This window comes from Roseibium aquae (assembly GCF_008711285.1).
Taxonomy (GTDB): Bacteria; Pseudomonadota; Alphaproteobacteria; order Rhizobiales; family Stappiaceae; genus Roseibium; species Roseibium aquae.
In genome coordinates this window covers 25,758-49,675 of record NZ_VXDC01000006.1, presented here as the reverse complement: position 1 = coordinate 49,675, position 23,918 = coordinate 25,758, and the positions used below count along the sequence as shown (strand labels likewise).

The 23,918-nt window shown below is 62.1% G+C and carries 25 protein-coding genes; 15 read left to right on the top strand and 10 right to left on the bottom strand.

What is annotated here, in order from left to right; genetic code table 11:
* On the bottom strand, positions 1-861 hold the full coding sequence (locus F0184_RS10750) for an SDR family oxidoreductase (RefSeq protein ID WP_150496193.1): 861 nt from the start codon (positions 859-861) through the stop codon (positions 1-3).
* Between the two features lie 149 nt (positions 862-1,010).
* Between F0184_RS10750 and F0184_RS10745 the strand changes: the two genes are divergently transcribed.
* Positions 1,011-1,409, top strand: a complete 399-nt coding sequence (locus F0184_RS10745) for a winged helix-turn-helix transcriptional regulator (protein WP_150496192.1) — start codon at positions 1,011-1,013, stop codon at positions 1,407-1,409.
* A gap of 183 nt (positions 1,410-1,592) precedes the next feature.
* Here the strand turns inward: F0184_RS10745 and msrB are convergent, their stop codons facing one another.
* Positions 1,593-2,015 (bottom strand): peptide-methionine (R)-S-oxide reductase MsrB, encoded by a 423-nt coding sequence (gene msrB / locus F0184_RS10740; protein ID WP_150496191.1) that lies wholly within the window; start codon positions 2,013-2,015, stop codon positions 1,593-1,595.
* Between the two features lie 85 nt (positions 2,016-2,100).
* Positions 2,101-3,096: a sensor domain-containing diguanylate cyclase gene (locus F0184_RS10735; RefSeq protein WP_172972072.1), complete on the bottom strand. Its 996-nt coding sequence runs from the start codon at positions 3,094-3,096 to the stop codon at positions 2,101-2,103.
* A 424-nt stretch (positions 3,097-3,520) separates the two neighbouring features.
* On the opposite strand from F0184_RS10735, the gene F0184_RS10730 reads away from it, so the two are divergent.
* From F0184_RS10730 to F0184_RS10685, 10 genes are all read left to right on the top strand, one after another.
* A complete protein-coding gene (locus tag F0184_RS10730; protein ID WP_150496189.1) occupies positions 3,521-5,902 on the top strand; it encodes a putative monovalent cation/H+ antiporter subunit A in 2,382 nt (793 codons plus the stop codon).
* Positions 5,902-6,321: a Na+/H+ antiporter subunit B gene (locus F0184_RS10725; RefSeq protein WP_150496188.1), complete on the top strand. Its 420-nt coding sequence runs from the start codon at positions 5,902-5,904 to the stop codon at positions 6,319-6,321. Before F0184_RS10730 ends, F0184_RS10725 begins: the two co-directional genes overlap by 1 nt.
* Positions 6,321-6,698 (top strand): Na+/H+ antiporter subunit C, encoded by a 378-nt coding sequence (locus tag F0184_RS10720; protein WP_150496187.1) that lies wholly within the window; start codon positions 6,321-6,323, stop codon positions 6,696-6,698. The genes F0184_RS10725 and F0184_RS10720 overlap by 1 nt, the downstream gene beginning before the upstream one ends.
* Before the next feature lie 6 nt (positions 6,699-6,704).
* The gene (locus F0184_RS10715) at positions 6,705-8,297 is read left to right on the top strand and encodes a Na+/H+ antiporter subunit D (RefSeq protein WP_150496186.1); all 1,593 of its coding nucleotides are present in this window, start codon (positions 6,705-6,707) and stop codon (positions 8,295-8,297) included.
* Entirely contained in the window at positions 8,294-8,770 is a 477-nt protein-coding gene (locus F0184_RS10710) for a Na+/H+ antiporter subunit E (protein WP_150496185.1), read from the top strand. The genes F0184_RS10715 and F0184_RS10710 overlap by 4 nt, the downstream gene beginning before the upstream one ends.
* Positions 8,767-9,123 (top strand): cation:proton antiporter, encoded by a 357-nt coding sequence (locus tag F0184_RS10705; protein ID WP_150496184.1) that lies wholly within the window; start codon positions 8,767-8,769, stop codon positions 9,121-9,123. Before F0184_RS10710 ends, F0184_RS10705 begins: the two co-directional genes overlap by 4 nt.
* The gene (mnhG, locus tag F0184_RS10700) at positions 9,123-9,476 is read left to right on the top strand and encodes a monovalent cation/H(+) antiporter subunit G (protein WP_150496183.1); all 354 of its coding nucleotides are present in this window, start codon (positions 9,123-9,125) and stop codon (positions 9,474-9,476) included. The genes F0184_RS10705 and mnhG overlap by 1 nt, the downstream gene beginning before the upstream one ends.
* Positions 9,477-10,187: 711 nt before the next feature.
* Positions 10,188-10,604 (top strand): Ros/MucR family transcriptional regulator, encoded by a 417-nt coding sequence (locus F0184_RS10695; RefSeq protein ID WP_150496182.1) that lies wholly within the window; start codon positions 10,188-10,190, stop codon positions 10,602-10,604.
* Between the two features lie 329 nt (positions 10,605-10,933).
* Positions 10,934-11,347, top strand: a complete 414-nt coding sequence (locus tag F0184_RS10690) for a helix-turn-helix domain-containing protein (protein ID WP_244299121.1) — start codon at positions 10,934-10,936, stop codon at positions 11,345-11,347.
* Positions 11,344-12,141, top strand: a complete 798-nt coding sequence (locus F0184_RS10685) for a DUF6456 domain-containing protein (RefSeq protein WP_172972071.1) — start codon at positions 11,344-11,346, stop codon at positions 12,139-12,141. Before F0184_RS10690 ends, F0184_RS10685 begins: the two co-directional genes overlap by 4 nt.
* A gap of 27 nt (positions 12,142-12,168) precedes the next feature.
* Here the strand turns inward: F0184_RS10685 and F0184_RS10680 are convergent, their stop codons facing one another.
* Positions 12,169-12,597 carry a SufE family protein gene (locus tag F0184_RS10680; protein ID WP_150496180.1) on the bottom strand — a complete coding sequence of 143 codons (429 nt, stop codon included), beginning with the start codon at positions 12,595-12,597 and terminating at the stop codon, positions 12,169-12,171.
* Between the two features lie 277 nt (positions 12,598-12,874).
* Positions 12,875-13,348, bottom strand: coding sequence for a DUF5330 domain-containing protein (locus F0184_RS10675; protein ID WP_150496179.1), 474 nt, complete (start codon positions 13,346-13,348; stop codon positions 12,875-12,877).
* 351 nt (positions 13,349-13,699) lie between these two features.
* Between F0184_RS10675 and F0184_RS10670 the strand changes: the two genes are divergently transcribed.
* The 3 genes from F0184_RS10670 to F0184_RS10660 all read left to right on the top strand — a co-directional run bounded on the left by F0184_RS10670 (position 13,700) and on the right by F0184_RS10660 (position 16,784).
* Positions 13,700-15,463, top strand: a complete 1,764-nt coding sequence (locus F0184_RS10670; RefSeq protein ID WP_150496178.1) for a PAS domain-containing protein — start codon at positions 13,700-13,702, stop codon at positions 15,461-15,463.
* A 63-nt stretch (positions 15,464-15,526) separates the two neighbouring features.
* Positions 15,527-16,393, top strand: a complete 867-nt coding sequence (locus tag F0184_RS10665; protein ID WP_208998428.1) for a peptidoglycan-binding domain-containing protein — start codon at positions 15,527-15,529, stop codon at positions 16,391-16,393.
* Positions 16,394-16,427: 34 nt separating this feature from the next.
* Positions 16,428-16,784, top strand: coding sequence for a DUF1491 family protein (locus F0184_RS10660; protein WP_371871125.1), 357 nt, complete (start codon positions 16,428-16,430; stop codon positions 16,782-16,784).
* Between the two features lie 46 nt (positions 16,785-16,830).
* Here the strand turns inward: F0184_RS10660 and F0184_RS10655 are convergent, their stop codons facing one another.
* Positions 16,831-18,021 (bottom strand): DUF2336 domain-containing protein, encoded by a 1,191-nt coding sequence (locus F0184_RS10655; RefSeq protein ID WP_150496177.1) that lies wholly within the window; start codon positions 18,019-18,021, stop codon positions 16,831-16,833.
* Between the two features lie 457 nt (positions 18,022-18,478).
* On the opposite strand from F0184_RS10655, the gene F0184_RS10645 reads away from it, so the two are divergent.
* Entirely contained in the window at positions 18,479-19,330 is an 852-nt protein-coding gene (locus tag F0184_RS10645) for a hypothetical protein (RefSeq protein ID WP_208998427.1), read from the top strand.
* A gap of 10 nt (positions 19,331-19,340) precedes the next feature.
* On the opposite strand, the gene F0184_RS10640 is transcribed toward F0184_RS10645, so the two are convergent.
* The 4 genes from F0184_RS10640 to F0184_RS10625 form a co-directional block, all read right to left on the bottom strand.
* Entirely contained in the window at positions 19,341-20,108 is a 768-nt protein-coding gene (locus F0184_RS10640; protein WP_172972070.1) for a substrate-binding periplasmic protein, read from the bottom strand.
* A gap of 109 nt (positions 20,109-20,217) precedes the next feature.
* Positions 20,218-20,799 carry a DUF1254 domain-containing protein gene (locus tag F0184_RS10635; RefSeq protein WP_150496174.1) on the bottom strand — a complete coding sequence of 194 codons (582 nt, stop codon included), beginning with the start codon at positions 20,797-20,799 and terminating at the stop codon, positions 20,218-20,220.
* On the bottom strand, positions 20,796-21,470 hold the full coding sequence (locus F0184_RS10630) for a DUF1214 domain-containing protein (protein WP_150496173.1): 675 nt from the start codon (positions 21,468-21,470) through the stop codon (positions 20,796-20,798). The genes F0184_RS10635 and F0184_RS10630 overlap by 4 nt, the downstream gene beginning before the upstream one ends.
* Positions 21,467-23,665 carry a transglycosylase domain-containing protein gene (locus F0184_RS10625; protein ID WP_150496172.1) on the bottom strand — a complete coding sequence of 733 codons (2,199 nt, stop codon included), beginning with the start codon at positions 23,663-23,665 and terminating at the stop codon, positions 21,467-21,469. The genes F0184_RS10630 and F0184_RS10625 overlap by 4 nt, the downstream gene beginning before the upstream one ends.
* Positions 23,666-23,918: the final 253 nt, after the last annotated feature.

The following is a 23,918-nucleotide window of genomic DNA, read 5'->3' as shown; positions in this document are numbered from 1 at the left end:
TTATCCGCCGGTCTTCGCCAGAATGCCGCCAATGTAGTCCGAGAGAGACAGGGTTGGCCGTCCAAGAAGCTTGCGGAGGTCCGCGCTCGTGCTGTCGAGCGCGCCTTGCGAGGCTGCCCGGTCGGCATCGGCGACGGCCTTGGCGAAGCCTTCCGGCAGCCCGGCGCCAACAAGGGCCTTCTCGTACTCGGCTTCGCTCAGGTTCTGGTAGGCAATGGCGCGGCCTGTTTTTTCCGAGAGCTGCGCTGCGAGGTCGGCAAGGGTGAAGGCCGGCTCACCCGCCAGTTCATAGGTCCGGCTGCTCACATCGTCACCGGCCACCACCTTGGCGGCGGCTTCGGCATAATCCTCCCGGCCCGCGGCGGCGATCAGTCCGTCGCCGGCAGCGCCAAAAACCGCGCCATGCGCAAGGGCGGCCTGAACGGTTCCGTCGTAGTTCTCCAGATACCAGCCGTTGCGCAGGATGGCGTGGGCAAGGCCGCTTTCCGCCAGCGCTTGTTCTGTTGGCAAGTGTTCGGCGCCCAGGATCATGTCCGAGCTGTTCGCCTTCAGAACGCTCGTATAAACAACAAAGGACACACCGGCCGCCTTTGCCGCTTCGATCACCGCCTTGTGCTGGGGCACACGATTGCCGATGTCGTTGCCGGAAATCAGCACCAACCGCTCGACGCCTTCCAAGGCGGAGCGGAGGCTTTCGGGATCGTTATAGTCGCCTTTGACGACACTCACCTGCGCGGTCGCAAGGTCCCGGGCCTTCTCCGGCGTCCGGACGAGCGCCCGGACCGGTGTGCCGGTCAAGTGAGCTAGCTGTTTCAGGATCAAACGGCCAAGTTGGCCATTGGCGGCGGTCACGGCAATCATAAGTGTCTCCTTGAAAACGGCCGGGGATCGCCGGCCAATGCCGGGAATGTGGACTCAAAACTTTCTTTTTGTTAGTACATACAAAAAGGTTAGTTTTGATCCGGGCCGCCAGCCGGTCCGCTTTCGCGATATAAGGCGCTGATTGCACAATGGAAAAAAACTTGCAGCCGGAGCACTCGGGCGTGCCGCTGTCGGACAGGATGCGGCGGGGCGAACTGTTCAATCAGAACTGCCCATCGCGCGATATCCTCAAGCACCTGACAAGCCGATGGGGGGTACTGGTTTTGATTGCGCTGTTGGAGCGGGAGCATCGGTTCTCAGATCTTCGCCGCACGGTGGGCGGCGTGAGTGAAAAGATGCTGGCCCAAACTCTGCAAACCCTGGAATCCGACGGTTTCGTGAAACGGGTGTCACATCCCGTGGTGCCGCCGCATGTGGACTACAGTCTCACGCCGGTCGGCCGTGAGGTGGCACTCAAAGTGCGGGACCTTGCGGATTGGATCGAGGTTAACACCGAGCGGATACTCAAGGCCCAGCGGCCCCGGTAAACAAAAAGCCGGGTGCCGCAGGACATCGGGCGTTGAGGGCATTGTGTTGTCGCGGTCTTGTCGCGGCTCAGCTGGCCATGTCCGTCCGGCTTTCCGGGGCATCGGGCGTTTTGTCGGAAACGCCCAAAGATGCCCGCTTCTTCAAAAAAGCGATCAGTTTTGGGCGTGAAATCGATTCCGATTTTACGCCCGCTGATCTAGCGTGCCGCCCGGCACGAAATTCATTGCATGGCCGTTCATGCAGTAGCGCAGGCCGGTCGGCGGCGGGCCGTCCGGGAAAACATGGCCCAGATGTGCATCGCAATTCGAACAGCGGATCTCGGTCCGGATCATGCCGTGCGACCGGTCTTCGATCTCGGTGATCCCGTCGGGCGTTGCCGCCTTGAAGAAGCTCGGCCAGCCGCAGCCCGCGTCAAACTTCGTGTCGGACAAGAACAGCGGTGCGTCACAGCACACGCAGTCGTAGCGGCCAACCTCGAAACTGTCGTGGAAGGGACCGGTGAAAGGCCGCTCTGTCCCTGACTGCCGGGTGACGTAGAACTGCTCGTCCGTCAGTTGCTCCCGCCACTCCTCGACGGATTTTTGAACTTTCGGCCGGGTGTGCATGGCGCTGCTCCTTGGCATTGGGAAATGACGACAGGGAAATAGACTTCCCGCCAGGGCGCGGCAAGGCCGGAGCCGGTTTCCGGTCTCAGTTTGCCGCAAGGCTTGCATTGGCGAGACCGGGACAGTCCTTTTCGGTCAGCCGGGAGAAGCAAACCCGGTTCCGTCCGGATTGTTTGCCGGTGTAGAGCGCCCGGTCTGCGGCTTCGATGATCCGGGCCGGAGTGATTGAGGACGGCCCATCGACGCTGATGGCGGTGACCACACCGACCGAGACGGTCAGGATACCGCCATGGTCCTTCGCATCCGCATTCTCGATACGCAGGTCTTCAATGGCTTTCCGGATTTGTTCGCCAACCGTTCGGGCGCCCGCTTCATGGGTTCTGGGAAGCAGGAGAACAAACTCCTCGCCGCCCAAACGCGCGGCAATGTCGGCCGGTCGGCGCGCGGCTTCCTTCAAGATGCCGGCCACGGCCTTCAAACAGGTATCGCCCGCGGAATGTCCATAGCGGTCGTTCAGCAACTTGAACCGGTCGAGATCCGCCAGAACCAGACTGAGAGGCTGACGTTCCCGGCGGGCAACGGCCCATTCGCGTTCGAACGCAAGGTCGAATTCCCGCCGGTTGGCGAGCCCGGTCAGGGAGTCCTGCCTGGCGAGGATTTCCAGTTGAGCCTCGTAGTGCAGCCGGTCCGAAATATCCCGTAACGTCATCACGAACCCGTGGAAGAGTCCGGTGGCGGCCGCAATGCGGGCGATCATCGCTTCAACCCAAATGGCCGTCCCAGTGCGTGTAATGATTCGAAAAACCGCGCGCTCGGAGCCTGCGGGCTGGCCCTCGGCCAGATCGAACGAAGCATGGACCGCAGTGATGTCTTCTGCATGAAAAAAGCCGGTCTTGCCCACGGTCAATTCGTCCGGATCCCAGCCTGTCATGGTGGTGATTGCCGGGGACGCATAGATCGGGCGCCGCTGCGGGCACAACTGGATGACAGCATCCGGGCAAGCCTCAGTGAGCGCGCGAAAGTCGATCGAGGGTTCGGTTGAGGAGAGGCGTGTTTGTTGCCGGAGATATGTGCTGCCCATGGTGCTCATCCGTTAGAGAGCACGGAGCGTAGGTATCAAACCAAAATAAAGAGTAACCAGGATGACATAACCTTGGCAAATATAGCCTTGTCTTGGGTCATAAAGCTCTTTTTTTGAGATTTGTTAATGAATCATTGTTTTGATTGTCCGGCTGAAGATCAGTGGTAAAGCCACGTCTTCATTTGCGGCGCGCATGAGCGGGCAAGTACCCCTAAGAGCGTGGCCGGACATCGTTTTTCAGGTGGTTGGGCCGAATTCGGTTCGGTTTTTCTGAAATCGACCGTCTGAGACTTGCAACGGAGCGAACGGAATCGTAAGTAAAATCCCGTTCGTCTCAACCTTCCAAACCGGGCAACCCGGACCGACTGACAGAATATCGGTCGGCCCCGGCCTTGAACCTCACCGAACCTGAATTCGGAACAGCATGACGCAAGCTGCGATCGACCTTACCCTGTTGGCCGTGTTGGCGCCGTTTGCGGCAGCTCTCATCGCGCCTTTCCTTACCAAGCACCTGAAGCACAACGCGGCATGGCCTTTGGCGATCGTGCCGGCAGCGATCTTCCTGCATTTTGCCGGGTTCATCGGTCCCGTGTCCGAAGGGGAGAGCTTCGTCGCGTCCAGGGCCTGGGCGCCCAGCTACGGTCTCGACTATTCGGTCTATATCGACGGGCTGTCGATGGTGTTCGGCCTGCTGATCTCGGGGATCGGGACGTTCATCATCCTCTACGCGGGCGGCTATCTCAAAGGCCATCCCCAGCAGGGCAGGTTCTTCTCGTTCCTGTTTCTGTTCATGGGGGCCATGCTTGGCCTCGTTCTGGGCAACAACCTGCTGACCTTGTTTGTGTTCTGGGAGCTGACGTCTATCACGTCCTTCCTGCTGATCGGCTTCGGCCACTTGCGCGCCGCTTCGCGCCGCGCCGCCATTCAGGCGCTGGTTGTCACGGGGGGCGGCGGCCTGATCCTTCTGGCCGGCGTCATCATGATCATCTCGGTTACCGGCCAGACAGAAATGTCCGCGCTGCTTGCTTCGCCTGACGTGATCAAGGATAGCGGCTATTATCTGCCGATTTTCCTGCTGGTCTTGGGCGGGGCCTTCACCAAGTCGGCCCAGTTCCCGTTTCATTTCTGGCTTCCCAACGCGATGGAAGCGCCGACACCGGTGTCCGCGTTCCTGCACTCGGCAACCATGGTCAAGGCGGGCGTCTACCTTTTGATGCGCATGCATCCGATGCTGGGCGGCACCGAGCTTTGGATGACGGTTCTGCCGGTTTTCGGCGGCATCACCTTGCTGGTGGGCACCATTCTCGCCGTGCGCCAGACCGACCTGAAACTGATGCTGGCCTATACCACGGTGGCCTCGCTCGGGCTTCTGGTGATGCTGGTCGGTACCAGCTATGAGCGCGCGCTGGAAGGCGCTGTGCTCTATCTGATCGCGCACTCGCTGTTCAAGGGCGCGCTGTTCATGGTCGCCGGAAATATCGATCACGAGGCCGGGACCCGTGACGTCACGAAACTGGGCGGGCTGCGCGGCGCCATGCCGATCACCTTCGCTGCCGCGGCGCTGGCCGCCCTGTCCATGTCCGGCCTGCCGCCTTTCATCGGTTTCATCGCCAAGGAAGTGCTGTACTACGGCACCTGGGGCGCCCCGTCGGCCGCGATGGCCCTGACCGTGACGGCGGTTGTCGGCAATGCCCTCATGCTGGTGATCGCTGCGGCCGTTGCCATCAAGCCGTTCTTCGGGCCCAAGGTCGACACTCCGAAACACGCCCACGAGGGGCCGGTCCTGCTTTTTGCCGGGCCGGTGGTGCTGTCGGTTACCGGTCTCGTCCTTGCGTTGTTCTTCACCGCGACGGGCACGATGTTTGTCGGGCCGATGCTCTCCTCGCTCATGGGAACGTGGACGGAAGTGAAGCTTGTCCTGATTCCGCCCTACGTCAACGCACCGTTGATCCTGTCCCTGATCACGATCGGTCTCGGCGTCTTGCTGTTCCTGCAGCTTGACCGGCTGCGGTCCGCCATTGCCGGGGTTCTGACCGCGATCGGCTGGGGGCCGGACAAGGGGTTCGATCAGGCGGTCGCGGGCATCGTGTCCCTGTCCGCCGCCGTTACCCGCCGCCTGCAGGGCGGCAAGATGCAGACCTACATGGCGCTCACCTTTCTGGCGACGGGCGCCGCGGTCCTCGTGCCCGGTTATCTCGGCGGAGGCTGGCCGACCATGCCGAAGATGCCTGTCTACACGTTCTATGAATGGGGCATCCTGCTGGTGGCCGTATTGGGGCTGATCGCGGTGCTGATTGCCAAGACCCGGCTCACGGCCATCGTCTCCCTCGGGATTCAAGGGTTTGCCGTCGCGATGATCTTCATGCTGTTCGGCGCCCCGGATCTGGTGTTCACCCAGTTGATGGTCGAAACGCTCTCGGTTGTCATCCTCGCCCTCGTCATGACCCGGCTGAACCTGTCGCCGCGCGATCATCGCAAGGGCGGCGCGGCGCTGGTCACCGGGGCGATTGCGGCCTCTGTCGGGGTTGGTATCGCGCTGACGCTGATTGCCATTTCGCAGCAGCCCTTCGACCGTAGTCTCTCGGACTTCTTCACCGAATACAGCAACTCGATCGCCTACGGCCGGAACATCGTGAACGTCATTCTCGTCGACTTCCGCGGCATCGACACGCTGGGCGAGATCGCGGTTGTGGCACTGGCTGGCCTCTGCGTGCTCGCGCTGATCCGGGTGCACACGACCAAGACCCTGCCGGAAGAGGATCAGGCGCCGGCACCGTCCGGTTCCGCCAAAAGGGAGGCCGCGTGATGCGCACACTCATTTTCCGCACCATCGCGCCCTATCTGTCGGCCCTCATGGTGCTTTACTCGATCTTCGTGCTTCTGCGCGGTCACAATGAACCGGGCGGCGGCTTCATTGGTGGGCTGATCGCCGCTTCGGCGCTGGCGATCTTCGGGATCGCCTGTGGCGTCGCCGCCGTGCGCCGGGCTCTCAAGGTCCATCCGATGAGCTTGGCCGGGTTCGGTCTGTTCATCGGCACGCTGGCCGGCGTCTACTCGTTGTTCACGAAGCAGCCCTTCATGACGAGCCAGTGGTGGCCGGTCACCATCTTCGATGTGGAGATCAAACTGTCGACCCCGCTGATCTTTGATATCGGCGTCTACTTCGTGGTCGTTGGCGCCATTGCGTCCATCGCGCTGGCGCTCGAAGAAAGGGAGAGCGACTGATGGAAACCGGTCTTGCCATCGTCATTGGCCTGTTCTTCGCCGTTTCGGTCTATCTGATGCTGTCCAAGCAGCTTGTCCGCATGCTGCTGGGGATCGCCATCCTCGGCAACTCGGTCAATATGTCGATCTTCCTGAATGGCCGTCTCACGCGTGAGGTGCCGCCCGTGATCCCGCAGGGGCTCCTGGTGCCGACAGAGGTCACCGCGAATCCGTTGCCGCAGGCCCTGGTTCTGACGGCCATCGTGATCTCCTTTTCTTTCTTCGCGTTCCTCCTGGTTCTGGCCTTCCGGGCATACCAGGAAGTGGGCACCGACGACGTCAACGAAATGCGCGTCGCCGAACCCGAGAACGACCCGCTTCCGCCTCAAGGATACTGATCTGAAATGGCCGGTCCTATCTCTTCTGCCAAAGTTGACTATTCGGCTGCCATGAACCTCGCGCCCGTCGCGGCCGGGGACTGGCTGGTTGTCGCCCCCGTGCTGATTTCGCTGGTCGGGGGCGCGGTCTGCCTGATGACCCGCAAGAACACCCAGGCACAGCCGAAACTGGCGATGATCTTCCTCGCTCTTCTGGTCGCGGCCAATCTCGGGCTGCTGGTCCGGGTGCTGGACAAGGGGGTCATCACCATGGTCATGGGCGGCTGGCTGCCGCCGTTCGGAATTGCATTCACGGCCGACGCCCTGGGCGCCACGCTGTCGCTTGTGGCCTCCATTGTCGCTTTCTGCGCGGGCCTGTACGGCGCGGTCACCGTTGACGGGACCGGGCGCCGCTATGGTTATTATCCCTTCCTGGTGCTTCTCATGGCAGGGGTGTGCGGCGCGTTCCTGACCGGGGACATCTTCAATCTCTATGTCTGGTTCGAAGTGTTGCTGATCGCGTCCTTCGGCTTGATCATCCTCGGAAACGACCGGCCGCAGCTGGACGGGGCCGTGAAATACGGGGTGTTGAACCTGATTGGCACCAATCTGTTCCTGATCGGCACGGGCATGATTTATGGCGTGTTCGGAACGCTGAACATGGCCGACATCGCCGCGAAGATCTCGGAACTCGACAACGCGGCCTCCGGCACGTTGCTGACGATCGGGGTTCTCTACTTCCTGGCCTTCGCCATGAAAGCTGCCGCGTTCCCGGTGAATTTCTGGCTGCCCGCGTCCTATCACACGCCCAACATCGTTGTGTCGGCCGTATTCGCGGGGCTTCTCACCAAGGTCGGCGTTTATGCGCTGATCCGGATTTTTGTCCTGATCATGCCAGAGTCGCGCGATTACATGGCGGATCTGATCGCGGTCGTCGCGATCGCGACCATGATCACCGGTGTGCTGGGGGCGCTTGCCCAGACGGAGGTGCGCCGGGTGTTCGGATATCTTGTCATCGCCGGGATCGGCTCCATGCTGGCCGGGCTCGCGGTGGGATCCAATCTGGCAATTTCCGGCGCAATCTTTTATGCGGTCCACTCGATCCTGGTGATGACGGCGCTTTACATGGCAGCCGGCGTCATGCACCGGATGGGCGGATCCTATGACATGCGGGAACTGGGCGGCCTTTACGGCGCAAACCCCGCTTTTGCCGGGGTGTTCCTGATCCTTGCCTTCGCCGTCTCGGGCCTTCCGCCATTTTCCGGGTTTTGGCCCAAGGTGATGCTGGTCGATGCCGCCATGAGCGATGGCAGAGGCTGGCTCGCCTTCGCGATCCTGCTGAGCGGTTTTCTGACGACCCTGGCTGTCGGCCGTGTGTGGATCTACGCGTTCTGGCGCGGCGGTCCCGAAGGCACGCCGGACGGAACCGCTGTCGCAGCCTCCGGGGGCACGATCAGCATCGGATCCAGTGCCCTCTGGCTTCCCATCGGTATCCTGACGGCGATGATTGTCTATTTCGGGCTCCAGCCGGAGGTGATGTTCGACCTCTCCGCCCGCGGCGCCCTCGGCGTTATTGAACCCCTTGGCTATGTGCGGTCCGTGTTTGGAGACGCCCCATGACCGGTTTGTTCCTGATCAATCTGCTCCTGGCGCTGGCCTGGGGAGCGGTCAGCGGCAGTTTCGCGGCGCTGAACCTTGTCTTCGGCTTCCTGCTTGGGTCCATTGCTCTTTTTCTGATCCGCGAGCAGGTCGGCACGTCCCGTTATTTCAATCGTGTGGGACAGGTGATCAGTCTGGCGGCCCTGTTTGTCTACGAGCTGTTCCTGTCGGCCTGGCGGGTGGCGAAGATCGTGTTGCGGCCGAAGATCGTGCTCGAGCCGGGCATCATCGCTTATCCGTTGACGGTTGACCGGGATTTCGAGATCACGATGTTGGCCAATCTGATCACCCTTACACCAGGAACATTGTCCGTTGAGGTGTCCGACGACCGCAAGACCCTCTTCATTCACTGCATTGATGTGCCCGATCCGCAGGAAACCATCGACGACATCAAGAACGGTTTTGAACGCAAGATCCTGGAGGCCTTCAGATGAGCCCGCTTGAGGCCTTTGCCGCTCACTTTCTGGATGTCTGCATCCATATCTCGCTCGCCATCCTTACCATATCGTTCATCCTGATCGTGATCCGCATTGTGAAGGGGCCGACACTGCCCGATCGGGTCGTGGCCCTCGACATGCTTGTGGCGGTTGGGATCGGGTTTCTGGCAACCTTCGGAATCCTGACGAGCTACTACCTTTATGTGGACGTGGCCATAACACTCGGTCTTGTCGGCTTCCTGGCGACCGTTGCCTTTGCCCGGTTCATCAACAATCGCGGCGCGGTTGGCGATGAAACGATCTGCAAAGAGGTTGAAGAAAGCATCGCGCGCAGAAAGGCAGGGCAGTGATGGTGGACGCCTATATCCAGATTTTCGTTGGCATCCTGCTGGTTGGCGGGGCCTTGTTCGCCCTTGTCGCCTCTATTGGCTTGCTGCGTCTGCAGGACGTTTACATGCGCATGCATGCCGGGTCGAAGGCGGGCACCCTGGGGTCCGGCTTGATGCTTTTGGCGCTTGCGATCCTGGCGGCGGATGCCGGCGTCGTGACCCGGGCGATTGCAGGGATCGTCTTCTTTCTGCTGACCGCGCCGCTGGCCGCGCACTTGCTGGCAACCGCGTCCTACCGCGCTGGCTACCGGCCCTGTGCGGCCACGAAACGCGATGCCTTGAAGCCGATCATACGTCCAAACGATCCTGATTGAGCACAGCTGCACCGGGTCCTGATGAGACGCCGTTTCGGATAGACCTGGCTTTGCGGGAACTGCGCGCACGGTTAAAGTGGTTGCACATCCTTCCTGATCCGATTGATCGCGAACCGGTACGACCGCGTCAGCAGATGCGTTCAGATCCGTTGTTCAGGAACAGAAACGGTTGCGGGCTGGACAAGCGCAGGTTTCCTACATCTCTGGGCACCCGATCGAGGGGTGAGATACTGGATGTGCCGGGAATTGTCGCGGTTAGGCGCGCCCATGGGGCCTGCCCAACGCCATGGAGCCGGCCGTCTTTTCAACTCGACCACCGGTCTTGCGCCGGACAGCCAGTCTCCCGGCCGGAGCAAGTTCGGGGCATGTGCCGAACTGACAAGGGGCTGGGGCCGGACTGGCGGGCGGCGGTGCCGATACCGCGCCAATCTGCCGCCAAATACTGATTCTCACCATGTTTTTGTCGCATTCTTGGCGGTGCAATATTTTCGCAAAGGACGCTTTGTTTGAGACGTGACAGTATTTATTGTATTTGAGGGGTTGTCCAAACCTATATGCTAATTTATAAGGCTGCTATTGGTTGTATCAAAAGTAGAATCATTTTGGACGCGGGCTGTTCCAAGTATCCGTTATTTGATGTCCGAAGCGCTCGCGGCCCATTTTGGATCCGTCAAGTGTATGGTCCTGCTAATAAAATAGAACAGGTGAGAAATGTCTGAAACTCCGGTCGACGCGAATTTGATTGATCTTACAGCTGACATCGTGTCCGCGTATGTGAGCAATAACACGGTCGCGTCCACAGATTTGCCCCACCTCATCAACGAGGTTTACGGTGCCCTTCAGCGTACATCCACGGCGGCAATGGAACCCGAGCCGGAGCCGCTGAAGCCGGCTGTGCCGGTGAAGAAATCCGTCATGCCGGATTACATCATCTGTCTGGAAGACGGCAAAAAGTTCAAGTCGCTCAAAAGGCATTTGCGCACTCATTACGACATGACGCCGGACGAGTACCGCGAGAAGTGGGACCTTGGCCCGGACTATCCGATGGTCGCGCCGAACTACGCGGCCGCGCGCTCGGAACTGGCGAAGAAAATGGGGCTTGGACAACAGCGCAAGCGCACGAAGTAAAGCGACCGCTGGAAGACCTTTGAAAGAACATCAGCCGCCCGGACCTCCGGGCGGTTTTTGCGTTCGAGACTGCATTGTGCCCTCGGTTCCCGTGCAGAAATCGGGAAGTCCGTCATGAAAATCGCCGGGTTGTTCTCTTTGGCGTTGGTTTGAGACCTCTGGCTCAGGGGCGAGTTTTCCTCGAAATCTTGACCGGAATGTTCGCCGCTGGATGATGAAACCTTAAATAAACATATCAATTTATCCCCCACCTCAAATTGTGCTGATAAAATATAGGAAAATAAACCTATTAACGATTGGTGAATCCAGTGTCAGCATGGAGTTGTCGAATGGTGAAACGTCGTGAGGGGGAACGCCGGCGCACAGCGTTCCGGCGCCGGTGCAGCGCAATGGGGCAGATGGTGGACAACCGGATCGCGGCCCATTTGCATCTGGCGGAGGGATATGTTTCGCGGGCCTTTTGCATCAAGCCTTCGGAATTCTACTCCAAGACACGCGGCCGCCGTCACGTTGCGGAGGCCCGCCAGCTCGTCATGTATCTCGCCCATGTGGAATTCGGCCTGCCTTTGAGAGAGGTCGGGCTCCGGTACGACCGGGACCGGACCACGGCATCCCATGCGTGCCGGGCAACGGAGGACAGGCGGGACGATCCCGGTTTCGACGACATCGTGCGCGATATCGAAGCGCTGATTTCCCTGCGCAACGATCCGCTGTTCCGGCCCGCTGCGGGAGAGCGCCAGTGAACGCGCCGGCCCGGCCCGGGCAGATGACGGACTTTCTGCGAAAACTAAGCCGATCGGGTGTTGTTTTGAGGCGATCGGATCCGGCTTTGACCGGCGGCGCATGGCTGCTCGATGCCGGCGGGCCACCGCTTCCAATCCCGGCCTGCCAGGTACAGTCCGCTTTCAAGCAGGATTTTCTGACGCCGGATGCAACGGGTGCCTATGTGTTGTCGGACGCCGGGCGCGCGGCCTGCAGGCGCATGCTGGCCGGAGGCGCGGAGGCTTTCCCGGCCCAGCACAGGGTTGTGGCCTCCGCCGTCATCGGAGCGGGCCGAACGGCGACGCGGGACAAGGTAACGGTGAATCTGAAGGAGAGCCCGCTGGCCTGGCTTGCGAGCCGGCGCGACGGCAAGGGGCGCGCGTTGCTCAGCCCCGCGCAGGTTCGTGCGGGAGAGAGGCTGCGCTGCGATTACACATTCGCCAACTTGACGCCGACGATGGCGCCGGGATGGCGGACCGAGCCCCTGTCCCGGTCCCCTGGACACTCTCCAGACAGCATGAGCACGGATGTTCTGGCGGCGCGCAAACGGGTCTACCGCGTTCTGGGTTCGTTGCCCTCGGCCCTGTCCCGTGTTGCGGTCGACATCTGCTGCCATCTCAAGGGACTGGAGGATGTCGAACGCGAGCGGGGATGGCCAGCCCGGTCAGCGAAGGTGGTTCTGCAGATCGCCCTGACGGCCCTGGCCCAGGAATATGGAGAGGTGATCCGGGCTCCGGAGCGGACATCCATGCGGTCCAGCCGGGGGGATGGGTAGGGCACCGGGCATCCTGGCAAGCGCCGGTCAGGCTGCCGTCAGGGCGGCTTCGGCGTCGGTCCGGATCCGGCCGATCATCGACTTGAGGCCGTTCGAACGTTGCGGTGTCAAGTGCTCTTGCAGGCCAAGCGTGTTGAACAGGCCTTCCACATCGGTCTGCAGGATTTCCTGCGCGGTCTTACCGGAGAACAGGGCGATCACGATGGCCACCAATCCCTGGACGATAAGTGCATCGCTGTCGCCCCGGAATGTCAGGACGGGCTCGGAGCCGCTGTTGTCCGGTGTCGTGACCAGCCAGACTTGGGAGACGCAGCCGCGAACCTTGTAGGTGTCGGTCTTTTCGTCCGCCGCAAGCGGTTCCAGATCCTTTCCCAGATCGATCAGGAACTTGTAGCGGTCTTCCCAATCATCGAGAAACTCGAATGTGTCGATGATGTCCTGAAGCGAATTGGCCATGACGATCCGTTCTGCGTGCCGGTGATGCCACTTGATATAGCTTTCTTGGGCCGGGATGCAAACCGGCAGGTCTAGCTTCATTTGGGCAAAAAAAAGCGCTGAAGGCGGAATGGGCAGCTATCCACCTCCAGCGCAGCGGCATGAAACCGCTCAAGTCAAGCCGTCATCCGGATCGGGAGGCAGATGTCTGCCGGTCCGGTCAAGCGGGCGCAAACAGCCGTTTTTCGAACCCTGGACTTTGCCAGGCAACGCAAAACGGCGACCGCGGTCAGGTCGCTTAGCCTGATCGCGGCTTGGACCGGGGAACCGGTCCAACGGGGGTCTCCGGTTGGGAGACGATCTGGTCGTACGCTTGCCCGGGCATCGGCAGGGGGTCGAGAGCCAATGTGCCCGGCGCGGCTTGTGTGGAGCCGGTGACGAGAAACGGGTCGGTTTCCGCTAGGGGAAGCTCCGGTTTGGGAAGGGCTTGCCCATCGGTTTCGCCAACCTTCTGGTCGAGGAACTGATAGACGATGCGTGCGCCATCGCGGGCCTGGGCTCCAAGTGCGGCCAGTGCTTCGCCGCCGGTCTCGCAGGCCGCTGGATTGCGATCGCAAAAACCGGTCACGTCGGACACTGCTGCTTGCGCCGCGAAATACGCGGCCACGGGATCGATCGGGTCCCGGGACTCCCCGTCCGGGCCGCTGCCGAACAGCGGGATCAGCATGAGAACGAGTGTCAGCCAGAAGGCTGTGCGAACCAGAAAGAACATTGCGCTACCCTGTCAGTTTGTTCTTGCATGCCCAGTTCTTCGCGGGCTTTGCCTATGGAACCCATACACCGTAACAGGCAGCTTCAAAGATCGGGTTGCGGTGGCCGCTCAAGTTTTCATCAAATTTTCCGCGCATTCGAAGCAAGTTTGAATCGAATTTGTCTCAAATTTTATCGAACTCCCTACAAGTCTCTGAATTATCGAATTTTTTCCGCCGGTCGGCGGCCCGCTGCCCGGTCATGCTTTATCGTTCCTTAAGTGATCCGTGTGCACATTGGACAAAAGAAAGACCGAAAAGCGGGATCCGGACGTTCCGGACCGCCCCGGCAGCGGATCGTGGGTTAGTGTTTCGTGACGATTTTGCTTGATGTTCAAAGACTGGCGACCGCCCATGTCCATCGGGACTGGGCGCAAGACGCCATGGAAGCCCCGCGCCACCGGGCGTTTCTGATCGGCGTGTTCCTGTGCGGGGCGGCCGCTCTTGCCTTGATCCCGCTGCACCTTGCGCTGGCAGGTCCGATCGGGCTGCCTCTTCTGCCGCTTCTGGGCTGGATGCTGCTGCAGTGGCCGCTCGGTCTTTACGTGTCCCAATCCGGCCGTCTGGATCACGGGTATCTCGTTTCCGCCATGTTGCTGGCGGCAGCCTTGACAGGCGTGGCCGTTCAAACCGGCGGTGCCGGATCCCCGGCGCTGGTTGGGCTGGTCACTGTTCCCCCGCTGGCGGCCTTGTCCAACTCCCGGCTGGGTCTGGCCGTGGGGGCGGCCGCAGCCGGGCTCGCGCTGGCGCTGGTCGCCGGGTTTGGAGCGGCTGACACGGCTCAGATGGGCAATGGGACGAAGGTTTTGGCGGTGGGGATCGCGGTAGCCTGTGCGGGTCTCCTGTCCGGTGTCCTGCTTTGGGACCGGTTGCGGCTTAAGGGACGCATCAGCTCTCAAACCCTCCACGAGCGCGAACTGGAAACGGCCGCGGGGGATGTCCTGCTCAAGTCTGTCCGGGGCGGCGGATTGACCCTTGTGGGGGGCGAAGTCACGCGCCTGCTGGGAAGGGACCGGTTCAGCCGGGCCGGCGATTGGCTCTTTCCCCACATCCATCTCCAGGATCGTTCGGCCTATCTGACGGCGCTGGCGGCTTGCCATGCGGCCGGGACCCCGCAAACTCTCGACCTGCGGCTGGAAAGCGGCAACCGGCGCGCCGATGGGCAGACCGCGCCGGACCAGATCTGGGTCTCGGTCTCCATGCACGCCGCAGCCGATGCCGGAACGCCTGCGCACGGCGCCGGAAGCGGTGCTTCGGTCCTGATCAAACTGACCGATATCACCGTGCAAAAACGGGAAGACCTGTGCCGGCAAGGCGCGATGGAGGCCGAGAAAGCCGATCTGGCCGCACGGTTGGATTTTCTGAGGGCGGCGGGACCTGAACTGGCCGGTCCCGTCCGGGACATTTTGACCCTTTCGGACCTGTTGGCCGGCGTGCCGATGGCTCCTGGGCGGGAGAGCCCGCATGTGCGCACGATGTCAGCGCAGCTTCATTGCGCCGGCACACGGTTGCAACTCGCCGTGAAGGGGATGCAGGCCAGCCTTGATCTGGAGGCAGGCGCCCGTCCGCTTCAGGTCGAGGCACTGAGCCTTGATGCCGCATTGGACCGCGCGGTGCGGGAGGCGGCATCCCTCGCCAGTGTTTCCGGGATGGAAATCCGATTGCGCAAGGGCGCGGACCTGCCGTCCATCCCTGCGGACAAGGACCTGCTCGATCAAATGCTTCTGCACATGCTTGTCACGGTTGCCGGGGCGGGGGAACCGGGGCAAGTGGTTGTTGTGGATGTGTCCCGGAACGTCTCCGCTGTCGCGGTTGAAGCCGGCCTGGGGGAGGGGCCGGATGCTCCGCGCCCGGCATCGGTACCAGGTCATGCGGTCAGCATCTTCCGCCGGGACCTGATGAGACGTCTTGCCGCCGCGCTGAATGCGACCTGCGAGATCGATCCCGATCACGCGAGAGGTGCGCGTATTCGCCTCGCACTGCCCTGTCCGCAGGCACGGTTGGCGCCAAACCAGGTGGGCATCGCCAGCGAGCCGGTTGATCTGGAACACGGGATACCACTGCGCAAAAGCGCGTGATAAGGCTTGTAAAGACCGGGGTAGGATGATCGCCCGGAGCAGAAGACGAACAGGGTAGGGCTGATGGCACGCAAACGCGGCCGCGACAGGAGCGAATTTGACGACATGCCGGCGGGGCCGTCCACGGCGCGCGGCCTGGCGCGCGACAATCCCGTGGCGGCCGGCGGCACGCTTGTGATGGCCTTGACCGGAAGCCTGATTGTCGCGAATGCAGTGGGATTTCAACCGGGCAGGCACCCCGCCCCCCTGTTCCAAACCCGGGAAAACGCCGCGGCGCCCGATGCAGCGGCCCTAGCAGCGGCGGATCAGGCGGAGGCGGGCTTCTCCACTGCGCCTGTTCATGAAATCTCGACGCTGGTGCTCGATATCCAGACTGCCTTGCGCAGCCAGGGGCTTTATGAAGGCCCCCTGGACGGAATGAAGGGACCGGCAACGGAGCGGGCGATCCGCAACTATCAGCGGATCATCGGACAGGTGGAAACCGGAGATCCCAGCGAAGCCCTTCTGGCGATCATGACCTTGCAGAAAGTGGCGCCGGTCGCTGGCCCCGATGGTACCCAGGGCCTGGTGCCGGTGCCCAGGGCCAAGCCGGGAGGGGCGGCCTCGACCGCCCTTGCCACCGCCCCGGTTCCCCCGTCCGCGCTCGCGGGTCCGGCTGGCCAGCCTCGGCCGGGTCAGATCGATCAGCCGAGCGACCCCAAACCCGCGGCAACGCCGGTTCCGCCGCAGGATATCCGGCTCGTCCAGATCCAGCAGCTCCTATCTGATCTCGGCTATGGACCGCTCATGGTCGATGGGATCATGGGCGAGAACACCTCGGCGGCGATCCGCCGGTTCGAGCTTGATCGCGGTCTGCCCTTGACCGGCTTGCCCAGTGCGCCGGTGATCGAGCGGCTTGAAATGATCAGCGGCAAAAAGATCAACCGATAGCGCCATTGAGCCGGCGGTGCTGCGTGGAGATCCCATGATGCGGGTGACGACCGATTTTTTCGTCTCGGCGCTGGTGCGCCGCGTGTTTTCCAAAGGCGGTTTCGCGGCGGTCCCGCGCAAGGGCGCGGCGGAAGCCGGGGCCGTCTTTGTGGTGGTCGACCGGCTGAACGGGACCTACGATCTATACGGTCCCGCGCCACAGGCGTTTTTCGACGGCCCCTCGGGCGATCGCTTGTTTGAGATCTTGATGGAGACGCAAGAGCGCAGCGATGTGTTCGGCCGGCTCGAGCGGGAACAGCGCATGGACCCCGACCTCTGGATCGTGGAGATCGAAGCGGCTTCTGGCGATGCCGGGCTTTCGGTGATCAGCCCAGATACGCCGGATGCCTGATATCGGCTTGACCGTCAGGGGCGCGAATGACCCAGCCAGCGGAGGTTCACGTCCGGCGGCCGAAGGGGCGCTTGGCCGTGGGCGAGAAGCCCGCGACGGCTTTCAAACCGGGCTTCGCCTGATCCGCTGGAGCCTTTGCGATGGTTTGGGACCCCCCACGCTGTGCCCGCGGCTCAGCGGTCAACGGGGCGTGCCGTGGGCTTTCCACCCTTGAGCCGGCCACCGCCGAACCGGATGACCAGGACCGGACCAATTGGTCCGCGCCGCCCCGGCTGATCCCATTGAACAGGTTCAGCACTTTCCGGATTCCCTGGATGCCCATCCGGCGGCCCAGAAGCCGGATGAAAACGGTTGTCGCGGAGGTTTCCTCAAAACCGAGCGATCGCAGCGCAATCGCCAGAGTTTCGCCCGTGTTGTCCGCTGCCAGATGGCGGACCGTTTCGGCGGGTAGCGCCAAGGCCTGCCCGATTTCCTCATGGACCTTGTAGGGCGCATGGGATTTCGCTGTCCGAAGCAGGAAGGCGACGAACACCGGGTCGGCCGGTGCGGCCGTGCGCCCTGCGATCGCCCGTTCGATCAGGCTGGCCTGCTCCGCCGCAGCAAGGGCCTGAGCCCGTTGCGGCTTTGGAAGGTGAAAATATTGCTCCATAAGGGCCTTGGGGGACAGGGCGCCCAACGCGGCCAGATCGTCTTCAAGGGCCGCGGCCATTTCGCTGCGCTGCATCAGCCGGCTGGCGACCGCCGGGGTCAGCGAGAAGGCCACATTCTGCAGGAGCGTGCGGACCGTATCGGTGCTTTGCGCTGCCGATGCCAGGGCCAGATGCACCTCTTCGGTCAGATCCGACCGCTTGGCAATGGCCTGGCGCAGGCTTTCGGGTCCTTTGCGGACCATTTCTTCCAAGAGTTCCGGCGCGAGGCGGGGGGCTTGGCTGAGCACCGGGTAGGCTGTCGGCAGGTCGTCGTCCTGGGCCAGAAGCGTCAGGATACTGACCGGTGTCTGCGGATGGGCCGCAAGGGTCGCCGCGATCCGGCGCCGATCCCGGACGCTGGCCCTGGGCAGAAAATTTCCGGCCAGTTCGCCGAAAATCCGCCGCTCCTCCTCCGTGTGACGGCCCCGAGCGGCGAACAACTCGGTCTCCGAGACAAGGATGTCCGCTGTCTCCCGGTGCCGCGCCAATGCCGGATGCGTGGTGGACGGGCGGTCTGGGGATGTGTGGAAAGCGGGTGGTTGGCTCATGGGATACGTCGGTGAACACCAGTAAAGGTCGGGACAAGCTGGACTGCTTCCGCATGTTATCGGCGAAAACCGTTAGCATCCTGTTAACCCTGATGAAGTCTTACTGGTTTGCGTAAAGTTTTAAGTACTGCGTCGCCCAGTGACCGGATCCGGAGGGTCTTGCGTATACCCCCGGACATCGGACCGAAAGGAGGAGACGATGGGCACTTTGTTGGACTTTGCATCCGCCCCGCGGCCGGTCGCACGGATGAGGCGGTCAGCTTCCCGCCCATATCATTGTGAGACCCCGTCCCGCGGAGAGCTGGTTTTGTTCCCGGGTGTGCGCTACGAGCGCAATGACCTTGATCTGGCCCCGCGAATCGGGACCATCGGAACAGAGGCAGAAACGGCGCACGCGGATCGGGATTAACCACGTCCGCCTTCGCCCGTGATCCGCCTTGGTGAGCGGGAACGGGCCATGGGCGAGCGAAAAGACAGACGACAGGATTTCGGCGCTGGCCGGGTCTGGCTCCGCCGGGCCGCCTGGGTGGCCGGGGCACTCTGTCTGACGGCGCTTGCGGGCTGTGTCCGGCCCACCGGCGATTTTGACCGGGCCCGGCCGTCGGTGCTCCATGACACGGTCATGCCGCAAGCAGGCGAACAATCGGCGCGCTATCGTGGCGACCCGGTTTCCAAGTTCAACTACACGAATGACGAGAAGTTGCTTCGCGACCGGGGCTGGACCCTGATCCGTCCGCCCTGGGCGCAGGATTGGATCGGCGGAACGGTCGTTGAATTGTCCCGAACCCGCATTCTGCCCGAGGTGGAGGGGCGGGTTCCGGTGGATCTCTATTACGTCTTCTTGAGTTCCGACAAGTTTCAGTCGAGCGACGCACGCTACGACCGCATCACGAGCGACGCCAATGGCGATGCGGAGCTGGTCATGCCGTTTTGCCAGGTCGCAACCCGCGTGCGCGCCGCCGACGACGAGCGCCTGCGTGTTCTGGAAAACAAGCAACTGACCACCGAGGAGATCTACGAGGGCGCGAAGGCGCGGGTGTGGGAAAACCGCGTGATGATCAAATGGGTCTCGCAAGCGCTCCGATACCGCGTCAAGGCGTATTCGGCCGCCCTCGACAAGCTGGAAGTCGAAACACCGACCCAGGACCGGATGTGGCAGACGACCACGGCCATCCGCAAGCTGGATGCACAGGTGCGGATTGCCGAAGCCGGCTGCGAAACCGCGCTCGAAGTGACCCCGGAGCCTGAGATCCGGCGCTCACGCATCTTCGAAAACTGGAGCCGGGAGCGCCCGCCGGTTCAAAAGTGACCGATCGGGGTCAGTTGAGGTGCTGATGGATGATCTGGTCGATGATCCCGGCATCCCTCAGGTCCCGGAGCTTTTCGTTGAAAAGCGTCAGTGCGGTCTGCGCCTCCGGGATCTTCCGGGAAATGATCAGGTGGAGCGTTGAAACCCTGAGGGACCGCTCCAGGATCCGGAAATCGGCGATGTTCAGATCCGGGTCTTGTGCGATGGTGTAAAGCCCCACCTGTTCGATGATCGGAACGAGATCGGTTCTGCCGGCGGCCAGAAGACGGAAGCAGTCGATCAGATCGGACGGTTCGTCGATGGCCACAAGGTTGGCATCGATCAGGGAGAGAAACCGCGTCTGGTCGTATCCCATTGGAGAACAGATTCGAAATCCCTGAAGATCCATGCCACTCTCAAACACGATCGAAGAACCGGCGAGGACAAAAAAGCGCTCATGCCCGGTGACAATCGGATCCGAGTAGTGAAAAGCCTCTTCGCGGTCCGGGGTCCGGATATAAGGAAATGTTCCGAGATAACGTCCTTCCATGGCCAACTGGTACCCACGGGTCCAAGGCGCAAAAGCGATGCTGATCGGCTTTCCCTTTGCCATTTCCTCGAAGGTTCGTTGCACGATATCGGTCACCAGACCGCCATTTCGGAGTTCTGGCCCGGTAAAGGGTGGATAATTGGGACCGGTGACCAGTTCGTTCTGGAAGGCCGTGGCTGACATCGGCGCGGCCCATAACCCGATGGCGACAAACACACAGGCGAGCCAACTTCGGACTTTTTCCATCATTTGCTTGAAAAGCCTTCCAACACGCCTTTTGAACATACGGATCTATGTTCAAGCATCTGAAATATGCTGCGGTTAAATCGGAAAGCGGACGATTTGGCAATGCTGCAGATCAATTGCCAGTCTGATTTCGCGGATCCATCTGGGCGCATTGGGCGGAATTGAGAGCGGACCGGAGCTCGGACTTTTGCACGGGGTGTGAGAGGTAAGCGCGCAGCAGCGCCAGTCCCTCTGTTTGCTCGGTTTCGATGACAATCAGATCATCGAGGTCTTCCGGCGGGTTCTGTCTGAGGATCGACAGCTGGCTCGGCGAGAGCAGCAGCAGCGACAACGTGTCCGAGCCTGCGGTCCGGTTGTTGAGGCTGTAGATTGTCTGGCCAGACGCATCGAACAACCCCATGGACCAGAATGGCGCGGGGATCGTCGCCGTGAACCGGACGGGACCCTCGTCGAGATGGAAACGGCAAACCGCATGGCTCATGGCCGGGTCGAGATCGGGCAGGGGCTCCCGCCCGGGCAGAATGTCCGGCAGGACATTGAACCGGCTGTCGGGACCGAAGGCGGCGGCGTCCGAAAACGCCGTGTGGGTGACGCTTCCGGGGATACTGAAGATCACCAGGATATGCACGATGGCGGCGAGCATCAAAACCGCGAGCAATCCCAGGGCAAGGCTCATGCGGGTCGACAGCGTCATGGGCATGATCTCCGCGAGATCACCGGCATGGCGGCGTTGCTCAGGGCCGCGCCGGTGGTGACCGGCGCATCATAAAGCCGGAGCTTGAACATCAGGCCGTCCATGTCCTGCGGACGGCTGGCCAGCGGCAGCCAGTTTCCAGAGGCCGGCCGGGGAGATGCCGTTATCTCGAATGAGCCGTCTTGCCGGCGCAAAAGCGCGCGGCTGGACAGATGGGTGCGGCCCGCGATGGTTTCGGCCAGCCGGCCCCGCCGGTCGGTCGAGGTCAAGGTCCACAGGCGAGCGGCCGGGGTTTCTCCGGACAGAATGTAGGTGCAGGACGGATCGAGCAACCGGCCGCTGCTGTCGGTCCGGGCAATCAGGGCCTGCCCTTCTCCGGAGGCGAGCGGGACGGAGGCGCCACGGCTGTGGATCGCAATCGAATAGGGGTCCGCTTCTTCCGTGCCGGCGGTCGGGTCCATTTCCCATGCGCCGATCCTGACCGTCTGGAGCGGGCGGTCGCGCTCGATGACCAGATAGGCCGAGGCAATACCAAGCAGGGTGCCGCATGTGAGGATGCCCAGGGCCCACAGAAGTGTCGCCAACGGGGCCGGGCGGCTTGGCCGCAGCATTTTCGGGATGTCCTGGCGATAGAAGTCCGCCTCGGAATGGGACCGTGTCGCTGTTTTCATTCGGCTGCCGCAAGGTCCGTCAACCGGCCGTCGGGGCCGGGCTGTATCTGCGCCATTTGCCGGATCGCGGCGAATTGCTCCGCGAGTTCGTCAAGCAAGGCCTGGGTGTCGCGGTTGAGAATGCGGGGTTGGAGCGACGTCTCATCGGCGTTCTGCGCCAGGGCCACCGGCCGTTGGTTGAGGCTGTCCATATCAATTCCGGGCATCGGCACCAGGTCGATGCCGTTATGCGCGTATTCCATGAACATCTGCCAGGCCATCGCCGGCAGGCTGCCGCCCGTGACCCTGCGGGTCGAGGTGAAGTCGTCATTGCCGAACCAGGCCGCGCCCGTATAGTTGCCGGTGTACCCAACGAACCATGCATCGCGGTAGCCATCGGTGGTGCCGGTCTTTCCTGCGGCAACGACCCCGTCGATCCGCGCTCGGCGGCCGGTGCCGGCCTCGACCACATTCACGAGGATGTCGTTCATATCCGCGACCTTGTCGGCGGGAAGAATGCGCGGTGGCGGTGCTTCCTCCCGGTCGCGCGAATAAAGAACCTCGCCTTCGCTGTTTTGAATCTCCAGGATTGTGTAGGGCGTGGCCTTGAAGCCGCCATTGGCAAAGGACGAGTAAGCGGCGGCCATGTCGAGCACGGTGACTTCCGACGAGCCGATCGGCAGCGACACCGAATTTTGCAGCTCATTTGAAATGCCCATGGCGTACGCGGTCTCGATCACTTTTTCGCGGCCAATCGCCTGGGCAAGACGGACCGGAATGGTGTTGATCGACTTGGTCAGCGCGAGTTTCAGCGAAACCGGCCCGCTGTAGCTGCGGTTGTAGTTGCGCGGGCTCCAGTTGCCGATCCAGATCGGCCGGTCCGGAACGATGCTGTCCTTCGAATACCCGTTGAGGAAGGCCGCCATGTAAACGAACGGCTTGAAGGAAGAGCCCGGCTGGCGCAGCGCGTTCGCGGCGCGATTGAATTGGCTTTGCCCATATGAATTGCCGCCGACCATGGCCACGACCGCCCCGTCCGTCTGCATCGCGACGAAGGCGGCCTCGGACACGTCCCGGGCCGGTCCATTGTTGCGCAAGGTTGTTTCGACGGCGAGCTCGGCCTGCCGCTGCAGAGCCGGATCGAACGTGGTTCGAACCGTGACGATCCGGTCCCGCGAGAGCGCCGGTTTGCGGCGGGCCATGGCCTTGACCTCGCTCAAGCCCCAATCCAGGAAGTATTCGGGAAGCTGGGTGTCGCTCCGGTTGACCGCCACGGCCGGGTTCCGGCGGGCGCCGATGACCTGACCTTCTGTGAGGAAGCCGCCCTGGACCATGTTGGTCAAGACTTCGTTCGCCCGCGCGCGGGCGGCGGGCAGGTTGATGTGCGGCGCATAGCGGGTCGGTGCCTTGTACAGCCCGGCCAGCATGGCGCTTTCGGCCAGGCTCAACTCGCGGACGTTCTTGTTGAAATAGAACTCGGCCGCGGCAGTGACACCGAACACGCCGCCGCCCATATAGGCCCGGTCGAGATAGAGCTTGAGGATTTCCTGCTTGGTCAGGTTCGCTTCCAGCCAAAGCGCCAGATAGGCCTCCTTGATCTTGCGGCTCAAGGTCCGTTCGTTTGACAGGAACAGGTTTTTCGCAAGCTGTTGCGTGATGGAGGATCCCCCTTGCACGACGCCACCGGCCCGGGCGTTTTCGACCATGGCGCGGGCAGTGCCAACCATGTCGATGCCGAAGTGGCTGAAGAAGCGCCGGTCCTCCGTGGCGAGCGTTGCCTTGATCAGGGAATCGGGGAGTTCCTCCAGGGGCACGCTGTCGTTCAGCACGATCCCCCTGCGGCCGATCTCGTTTCCGAACCGGTCCAGAAAGGTGACGGCAAAGTCCTCCGTCGTCTTCCAGTCCGTCTGGCGTGTGGCCTCGAATGAGGGCTGGGCAAAGGCCAGCACGACAACAAGTCCGAGCGCCCCGTAGGTCAGCCCTTCCGACGTGACTTCCGTTAGGGCTCTCCAAATGCCGCGCGCGCGAAAACGGCGAAGGAAAGCGTCGTAGTTTTCGAAGAACCGGCGCAGGCCGGAACCGGTCCGCCAGAGCGCCGTGTCCACCCAGGCATCCACAGCCAGAAACACGTGCCGGATGCCGCGCCGCGGTCTGTTGCGTGAGGCACCTGGCTTGTCTGTCGGCGCCGGCTCTGTCTCGCCCACGGAAACGTCCATTCATCGTATCGGGTCTGTTCGTCGGCAGGATATCCGCTTCAGGGGCCAATGAGAACAGGTCCACTTGCGAGAGTTTGCAAAAACATGCGCCTGTCCGGTGAAAACATGCATGCAGCGTGAACGCCGCCTGCCGTCCGGCGAGCGGACAAAACGGCTCTGACACGTGGGCACCGGGGCCGCACTGCTGCGCGGCTTGACCGGACCCCGTTGTTGTCCGCCCGGCTCCAACGTGATACGCGCAGCCGCAGAGCGT

Bases quoted from the DNA above. Each gene is read 5' to 3' on its own strand.
- F0184_RS10750 (WP_150496193.1), bottom strand. From the start codon at position 861: ATGATTGCCGTGACCGCCGCCAATGGCCAACTTGGCCGTTTGATCCTG.
- F0184_RS10745 (WP_150496192.1), top strand. From the start codon at position 1,011: ATGGAAAAAAACTTGCAGCCGGAGCACTCGGGCGTGCCGCTGTCGGAC.
- msrB (WP_150496191.1), bottom strand. From the start codon at position 2,015: ATGCACACCCGGCCGAAAGTTCAAAAATCCGTCGAGGAGTGGCGGGAG.
- F0184_RS10735 (WP_172972072.1), bottom strand. From the start codon at position 3,096: ATGGGCAGCACATATCTCCGGCAACAAACACGCCTCTCCTCAACCGAA.
- F0184_RS10730 (WP_150496189.1), top strand. From the start codon at position 3,521: ATGACGCAAGCTGCGATCGACCTTACCCTGTTGGCCGTGTTGGCGCCG.
- F0184_RS10725 (WP_150496188.1), top strand. From the start codon at position 5,902: ATGCGCACACTCATTTTCCGCACCATCGCGCCCTATCTGTCGGCCCTC.
- F0184_RS10720 (WP_150496187.1), top strand. From the start codon at position 6,321: ATGGAAACCGGTCTTGCCATCGTCATTGGCCTGTTCTTCGCCGTTTCG.
- F0184_RS10715 (WP_150496186.1), top strand. From the start codon at position 6,705: ATGGCCGGTCCTATCTCTTCTGCCAAAGTTGACTATTCGGCTGCCATG.
- F0184_RS10710 (WP_150496185.1), top strand. From the start codon at position 8,294: ATGACCGGTTTGTTCCTGATCAATCTGCTCCTGGCGCTGGCCTGGGGA.
- F0184_RS10705 (WP_150496184.1), top strand. From the start codon at position 8,767: ATGAGCCCGCTTGAGGCCTTTGCCGCTCACTTTCTGGATGTCTGCATC.
- mnhG (WP_150496183.1), top strand. From the start codon at position 9,123: ATGGTGGACGCCTATATCCAGATTTTCGTTGGCATCCTGCTGGTTGGC.
- F0184_RS10695 (WP_150496182.1), top strand. From the start codon at position 10,188: ATGTCTGAAACTCCGGTCGACGCGAATTTGATTGATCTTACAGCTGAC.
- F0184_RS10690 (WP_244299121.1), top strand. From the start codon at position 10,934: ATGGTGAAACGTCGTGAGGGGGAACGCCGGCGCACAGCGTTCCGGCGC.
- F0184_RS10680 (WP_150496180.1), bottom strand. From the start codon at position 12,597: ATGGCCAATTCGCTTCAGGACATCATCGACACATTCGAGTTTCTCGAT.
- F0184_RS10675 (WP_150496179.1), bottom strand. From the start codon at position 13,348: ATGTTCTTTCTGGTTCGCACAGCCTTCTGGCTGACACTCGTTCTCATG.
- F0184_RS10665 (WP_208998428.1), top strand. From the start codon at position 15,527: ATGGCACGCAAACGCGGCCGCGACAGGAGCGAATTTGACGACATGCCG.
- F0184_RS10660 (WP_371871125.1), top strand. From the start codon at position 16,428: ATGATGCGGGTGACGACCGATTTTTTCGTCTCGGCGCTGGTGCGCCGC.
- F0184_RS10655 (WP_150496177.1), bottom strand. From the start codon at position 18,021: ATGAGCCAACCACCCGCTTTCCACACATCCCCAGACCGCCCGTCCACC.
- F0184_RS10645 (WP_208998427.1), top strand. From the start codon at position 18,479: ATGGGCGAGCGAAAAGACAGACGACAGGATTTCGGCGCTGGCCGGGTC.
- F0184_RS10640 (WP_172972070.1), bottom strand. From the start codon at position 20,108: ATGATGGAAAAAGTCCGAAGTTGGCTCGCCTGTGTGTTTGTCGCCATC.
- F0184_RS10635 (WP_150496174.1), bottom strand. From the start codon at position 20,799: ATGACGCTGTCGACCCGCATGAGCCTTGCCCTGGGATTGCTCGCGGTT.
- F0184_RS10630 (WP_150496173.1), bottom strand. From the start codon at position 21,470: ATGAAAACAGCGACACGGTCCCATTCCGAGGCGGACTTCTATCGCCAG.
- F0184_RS10625 (WP_150496172.1), bottom strand. From the start codon at position 23,665: ATGGACGTTTCCGTGGGCGAGACAGAGCCGGCGCCGACAGACAAGCCA.